This window comes from Microcoleus pseudofavosus SVA1_A4 (genome assembly GCF_036700565.1).
Taxonomy (GTDB): Bacteria; Cyanobacteriota; Cyanobacteriia; order Cyanobacteriales; family Microcoleaceae; genus Microcoleus.
Genome location: NZ_JAUBPE010000063.1, coordinates 1 through 7,143 on the forward strand (window position 1 = coordinate 1; position 7,143 = coordinate 7,143).

A 7,143-nucleotide genomic window follows, 5' to 3' on the forward strand; every position below is an offset into this window, starting at 1 on the left:
AGCTGGATGCACGGAAACGGGCACGTCCAGTTCTAACTGAGAGGTGCTGGGGATAATACCCCACATCGACTCAACCAAAGCCTCATGCTGGGGTATTGGAATCGCCTGCGGGAAACGCGACAAGCTCTTTACGGGAACGCGATGCGAACGGGGGATAAATATCTGCGCGATGCGGATGGTTATTTCTGGTTTATGGGACGTAAGGATGATTTCTTCAAAGTAAATGGGATGTGGGTATCGCCGTTTGAAGTGGAAGATGTCTTACTCCAGCACGAAGGAGTTCTTGATGCGGCGGTAGTTCCAGAATGCGATCGCGGCGAACAATTAACTGAGATTATCGCTTACGTCAGCCTTAAACCCGGCTTTGAGAAATCTCCCGATTTAGAAGAGAAGATTCGACAATTAGCTAGGGCTCGATTACCCCATTTTAAGGCTCCTAAAATAATCCACTTTTTGGAAACATTACCGCGCACGCCCACCGGAAAAATTCATCGCAAATCATTGCTGAAAACGCATTAATGTTTAACTCTCTTCACCAAAAATTTTACCCCATGTATCAGGTAGCGAGCAACTTATTAACTTATCACGAACTATTCATACCAGGTCAGAGAGATGCTCTGGTTGTGTTGCAGAATCTATTAGATGCTGGGATTTTTGCCAAATACGTAATGTACAAAAGTGAAAACGAAGTACGTATTGCTGGGAATGTTTTAGCGGAAATATCGGTAAGTTCTCACGATGTTTCGCTCGCTTTTCAGGGTGAGATTAAGTCAGAACCGATTGTCGATCCGCTAAAGCAAGTAGAATCAGCCTTAGCATCTTTGCCGATCGAGAATTGGACTGCTTATGGTTACATCGGCTTTGATGTGGCTCGCTTCTACTACTCCTACTCCAAGGCAATTGAACAACCGCTGCTCTATTTTTTAGTTCCAGAAATCGAACTTTTTATCGCTCCTAGAGGAGTTCATATCAGAAGCATAAAGTCGCCAACAAAAGTTCTGGAAGCGTTATCAATAAATAGCGAATTGAGAGACTATGTAGCGACACCGCCAGTTGTAGATTTCGCCGATCGAGAACAGTATCAAAACCAGGTAGGCGAGCTGATTCAAGCCATCCAAAGCGGCGATTTACATAAAGCGATTATTTCCCGTTCCGTGAAAGTGAAAGCGGAGATGGATTTGCTGGGAACTTATGCTTTAGGAGCCAAAAACAACAATTCAGCGCGATCGTATTGTTTGCACGCTGGCGAAGTAAGTGCGGTAGGCTTCAGTCCAGAAATTTTAATGGAAGTTAGTGCTGATGGCTTTGTAGTTACTAATCCATTGGCGGGAACTAGACCGAGATCGGAAAATTTGGCAGAAGATTTACAATTGGAAAGTGAGTTATTTACCGATGCTAAAGAGGTAAAGGAACACGCGCTTTCGATCTGGCTGGCGCAAAGCGAGATGGCTGACGTTTGTCTGCCAGAAACTATTCGGATTTTTGACTTCATGCAGGTGAAGCAATACAGGTGCGTGCAGCATCTATCATCGCGAATTGGCGGTCAGCTAAAAGGAGAAAAAACTTTATGGGATGCTTTGAAAGTGTTATTTCCGGGTGTCACCGTATCCGGTATTGACAAACACAAAGCTCTCCAATGGATTGAGCGACTGGAAAAAGAACCGAGAGGAATTTATGCTGGGGGGATCGGTTGGGTTAATAGCAATGGCATGGCAGATATCGCTATCGCAATTCGCTCGGCTTACCAATATGGTGATTGGGTTTACTTAAATGCTGGCGCAGGAATTGTCGCCGAATCTATTCCCGAAAATGAGTATGTGGAGTCTGTTAATAAGATGAATACGATGTTAACAAATTTAGTTTTAAAGGCTCCTTTGGCGGTTGAAACCGCTACTACACAAACGAAGTCCGCCTGCGCGGACTAAGAGATAACAGGGATATTTAACGACCTTTAGCGCTTTAGCGCAACTACGTACCTAAGAATCACTCCTAGTTTTAATGGTTATGATCAATCCTTCAGTCGGTATTCGATCGCTTGCACTCAGTTTTCCCAGCCTAATTCGGACAAATGATTATTGGTTGGAAAAGTTTCCTCATTTGTTTGCTGTAACTTCGCCCAGAAGAACGAGGTTATTTCAGTCTAATGAATTCACCTCTAACGATGATGGACTTGCTATCTGGTCGCAAGAGGTAGCACCATATTTATCAGACCCTTTTCGGGGTAATGTGGAGCGACGGGTGCTGGGTACAGGCGAGTCGTCGCTGATGCTGGAATGTCGCGCCGCTAGGGAGGCGCTGGATGCAGCAAAACTTTCTACTGATGAAGTGGAATTGGCGATCGTTGCTTCTATTTTTCCCGAACAATTGGTTCCTGGCAATGCCTCTTATCTCGCAGGTGAATTGCAATTGAAATGTCCGGCTTGGAATCTGGAATCAACTTGTTCGAGTGCATTAATTGCGCTGCAAAATGCGCGTGCTTTGGTGCAGATGGGAGAGTATCGTAATGTTTTAGTAGTTGTTTCCCATATCGAATCTAACTCTATAGATGATGAAGATACTTTATCGCGGTCTATGGGAGACGGTGCTGGAGCTTTTGTGGTGGATTCGCTCAACTCTAATCAAGGAGTTTTGGGCACTAAAATAATTAACACTGCTGCTACTTGTGGTGCGTATTTACACGAACTGATAACAGACGCGCAAGGTAAGCCTGGAATGCGTACTCGGACGGGTGAGAATGCCAGCAGTTTTGCCGAAACAAGTGTGGAGTTTGTTCGTACTTGCTGTGAGGGGGCTGTAGCGGCGGCTGGCGTGAGTCTCGAAGAAATTGACTTTTTTGCCTTCAATACTCCGACAGCGTGGTATGCGAGGCTGTGTGCTAGGGCTTTGGGTATAGATTTGGAGCGGACGATCGATCTTTATCCTTGGTATGCGAATATCGGTTCTGTATTTGCGATCGCTAATTTATACCATGCCGCTCTTGCAGGTAAAATTCGCGAAAATGATTTAGTTCTTGTTTACACCAACGGCGCGGCTGCAACTGCGGCTGCAACGGTAATGCGCTGGGGTGATGTAGCGCTAGGAACTGCTCCTGCTCCCCCAATTAATGTTAATCGAGAAGAAGAAAAGAGCGCAGTCAATCTTTTTGATGTCCAAAAAGCTGTTCTATCCAAGGAAAAACTATTCGCCGCTGCACCGAGAGAACAGCAGCAAATATTGGAAACTTATCTAATAGAATGGCTAACCAACTCTTTACAATTGCCTTTCGATCGTCTAACTCCGCAGCATTCTCTGGCTTTACTGCTTGATTCCTTAATGGCTTTTGAACTCAGGAGTCGAATCGAGACGGATCTACAAGTGCGAGTGCCAATAGAAAGATTCTTTGGCGACAACAACATAACTCAATTAGCAGAACTGGTGCTTAATCAATTAGCTTTGGCAAACTTAACCGCATCAGAATCGGTTTTTGTTACAGAATTTAAAGCAGAGGAAGAAAGGGAAGTATTAAGTATTTGATTTGAACACCTAAGAAAAAAATAATTGTCAATTGGTGCAATACTAACTTCAAGCTAAAAATATGAATCTACATTTACTTTTAAACACTTTATCTAACCAAGGCGTAAAACTTTCTACCAATGGAAGTTCGCTAGAAATTGATGCGCCGAAAGGAGCAATTACTCCCGAATTGCGTAACTCATTAATTGAACATAAAGCAGAACTGATCCTGTTATTGCGCCAGAACAGCATGAGTGCTAGTTCTACTTCTTTACCAGTAATTAAGCCAGCACCAGACTTGCGCTATGAACCTTTTCCTTTGACTGATATGCAGCACGCATTTTGGGTAGGGCGTAGTGGGGTATTAGACTTAGGAACTGTCGCCAATCACGGTTACTACGAGATTGAATGTCACGCCTTAGACGTGGAAAAATTGAACGAGGCGTTGCCCAAATTAATCGATCGCCACGATATGCTGAGGGCAATAGTATTGCCAGATGGTCAGCAACAAGTTCTCAAACAAGTTCCTGTATATCAAATGGAGGTTTTGGATCTTAGGGGACAGGAGAAAGAAGTTGTAACCTCTCAGATTGAAGCAATTCGCGATCGCCTATCCCATCAAGTTTTACCTGCTGACCAATGGCCTTTGTTTGAGTTTAGAGCAACGCGGTTAGATGGGGATGTAGTTCGGCTGCATATCAGCTACGATTTGCAAGTATTTGATGCTTGGAGTTTGTTTCGTTTATTTGATGAGTGGTTTCACCTGTATCAAAATCCTGATGCGATATTGCCACCGTTAGAAATAACATTTCGAGATTATGTTTTGGCAGAACAAGCGTTGCAAGATACGGAATTATATAAGCGATCGCACGAATATTGGTTGAGTCGTCTGGATAGTCTATCTCTAGCACCGGATTTACCTCTCGCCAAAAATCCTAAAGAACTCAAAGAGCATCGCAACAGGCGCTACGAAAGCGGACTGGAACGAACTGATTGGCAACAGTTAAAGTTGCGATCGGCGCAAGCGGGTGTGACTCCTTCTGGGCTATTACTGGCCGCTTTTGCTGAAATTATCGCGCTTTGGAGTAAAAGCCAAAAATTTACAATTAATCTGGCTTTATTTAATCGTTTACCGCTACATCCTCAAGTTCATGACATCTTAGGAGACTTTACGTCCGTCACCCTTTTAGCAGTAGATAATTCCGCTCGCGAATCGTTTATCGATCGAGCCCTTCGCCTTCAGAAACAACTTTGGCAAGATTTAGAACATCGCTATTTTAGTGGAGTCAGCGTGACGCGGGAATTGGCTCGTCAGAGAGGAACAACTCCTAGCGCAATGCCGATTGTTTTTACCAGCACTCTCGGCTTCCGTTCCCTGGGACAAGAAACTTTAACGTTCAGTCATTTTGGGGAATTGGTATATGGAATTAGTCAAGCATCCCAAGCTTGGATGGATATTCAAGTTTGGGAAGAAAAAGAAAGGTTGACATTTAATTGGGATGTCGTTGAAGAACTTTTCCCGTCTGGTGCGATCGCAGATATGTTTGAATCATATTGCAGTTTTCTCAAGCAACTTGCTACTTCTGAATCTGCCTGGGTGCAAACGAATCGGCAACTTTTACCTTCGGCGCAATTAGCGCAAAGAAATGCTATTAATTCTACAGACGCGCCGATTCCCGACGATTTACTGCATAGTTTGTTTGCCGCGCAAGTCAGGGAGAGAGGAGGTGAAAAGGCGGTCATTTCATCCGAACGAACATTAACTTATCAGGAATTATTCGAGCGATCGAATCAAGTCGGTCATCGACTGCGCCAATTAGGGGTTATTCCCAATCAGCTAGTCGCTATAGTAATGGAGAAAGGATGGGAACAAATTGTCGCAGTTATGGGTATTTTGGCTTCCGGTGCTGCTTACGTTCCCATCGATCCCGGATTACCTGAAGAACGCTTATCTTATCTGTTAGAGAATAGTGAAGTTCAGATCGTTCTAACTCAATCTCGGTTGAAAGAAAAGCTTACTTGGCGATCGGGAATTCAACTAATATGCGTAGATAGTGAAGACTTAGCCCGAGAAAGCAAGCAAGCATTAAATCCAGTTCAAACAGCCGACGATTTAGCTTATGTTATCTATACTTCTGGGTCTACGGGATTGCCGAAAGGGGTGATGATTACTCATCGCAATGTGGCGAATGTTGTTGTTCATACGAATCAGCGTTTTAATGTTACTTCGCAAGACCGAATTTTAGCTTTGACCGCTCTCAATCACGATTTGTCAGTTTACGATATCTTCGGTATTTTGAGTGCTGGCGGCGCGATCGTTTTGCCGGATGCTGTTGATGTGAAAGATCCCCGTCATTGGGTAGATTTAATGGTAAGAGAAGGAGTGACATTATGGAACTCAGTTCCGGCAATGATGGAGATGTTGGTAGATTACATGGAGGGGGAATCTGGAGCGCTACTAAAAAGTTTGCGTCTGGCAATTTTAGGAGGAGATTGGCTGCCGATTTCTTTGCCCGATCGCATAAAATCCCTAGTACCAAATACCCAAATTCTCAGCATTGGCGGCCCGACTGAAACGACTATTTGGAATATTGGCTATCTCATTGAAAAAGTCGATCCAAGTTGCAAGAGCATTCCCTACGGTCAACCGATGGCGAACTCGAAATATTATATTTTGAACGACGCTTTAGAAGACTGTCCGGTGTGGGTTTCGGGACAAATGTACTGTGCTGGAGTGCAGTTGGCAAAAGGCTATTGGCGCAATGAAGAAAAGACTGGCGACAGTTTTATTAATCATCCGCGCACGGGAGAACGTCTGTATCGGACAGGAGATTTAGGGTGTTATCATCGTGATGGCAACATTGAATTTTTAGGACGAGTTGATTTCCAGATCAAGATTCGCGGACACCGCATTGAAGTGGGAGAAATTGAGGCTGCTTTGACACAGCATCCTAATGTGAAAGCTGCGGTAGTTGCAGCAATTGGGGAACAGCATAAAGAGCAGTTGGTAGCATACCTGGTTTCCGACAGAAAGCCAAACCCTACTATTGAAGAAATTAGCGAATTTCTTAAAAAGAAGTTACCCGATTACATGATGCCATCAGCCTTTACATTCATTGATGTTTTACCGCTTTCTGCTAATGGGAAAGTAGACCGCCGTACTATTCTTATTCAAGAGAGTATTTTCCAAAAAGTAGAAGTTGCTTACGTTCCCCCAAAAAGCGAAGTTGAACAAACAATTGCTACCGCTGTCAAAGAGATTTTGGGACTAGAAGAGGTAGGCATAAACGATAATTTCTTTGATTTAGGAGGAAATTCATTACTGCTAACAAAAATTTACAGGAGGTTGCTAGATTTATTGCCAGATATGTTACAATCTATTGCATTAACTGATTTGTTTAAACACTCAACAATTAGTGCTTTAGCAAAGCGCTTAGACCCAAAATCAGTCTCCTTATTGCACGAGTCAAAAGCTGAAGCTGAAGAGAAAATCCAACAAGGGAAAAATCGGCTCCAGCAAAGATTTCAAAAATCCAGACTTATGAATCTTTGAAAGTTATTTACTCCACTTTACGAGTGGAATAATAAGCATTGCCTTTATTTATGGTTAGGGATATTACCTAAGTGCTTAGTTTAAATTTTTACGACAGA

4 protein-coding genes are annotated in these 7,143 nt (G+C 43.5%); all 4 read left to right on the forward strand.

The window, feature by feature from the left end:
• Positions 1-84: 84 nt before the first annotated feature.
• Positions 85-519: an AMP-binding enzyme gene (locus QUA02_RS23485; protein WP_333031222.1), complete on the forward strand. Its 435-nt coding sequence runs from the start codon at positions 85-87 to the stop codon at positions 517-519.
• 32 nt (positions 520-551) lie between these two features.
• Positions 552-1,925 carry a salicylate synthase gene (locus QUA02_RS23490; protein WP_333031225.1) on the forward strand — a complete coding sequence of 458 codons (1,374 nt, stop codon included), beginning with the start codon at positions 552-554 and terminating at the stop codon, positions 1,923-1,925.
• Positions 1,926-2,004: 79 nt separating this feature from the next.
• Positions 2,005-3,513: a 3-oxoacyl-[acyl-carrier-protein] synthase III C-terminal domain-containing protein gene (locus tag QUA02_RS23495; RefSeq protein WP_333031228.1), complete on the forward strand. Its 1,509-nt coding sequence runs from the start codon at positions 2,005-2,007 to the stop codon at positions 3,511-3,513.
• A gap of 61 nt (positions 3,514-3,574) precedes the next feature.
• Complete coding sequence (locus tag QUA02_RS23500; protein WP_333031230.1) at positions 3,575-7,045, forward strand: non-ribosomal peptide synthetase; 3,471 nt, start codon at positions 3,575-3,577, stop codon at positions 7,043-7,045.
• The last annotated feature ends 98 nt before the right edge of the window (positions 7,046-7,143 follow it).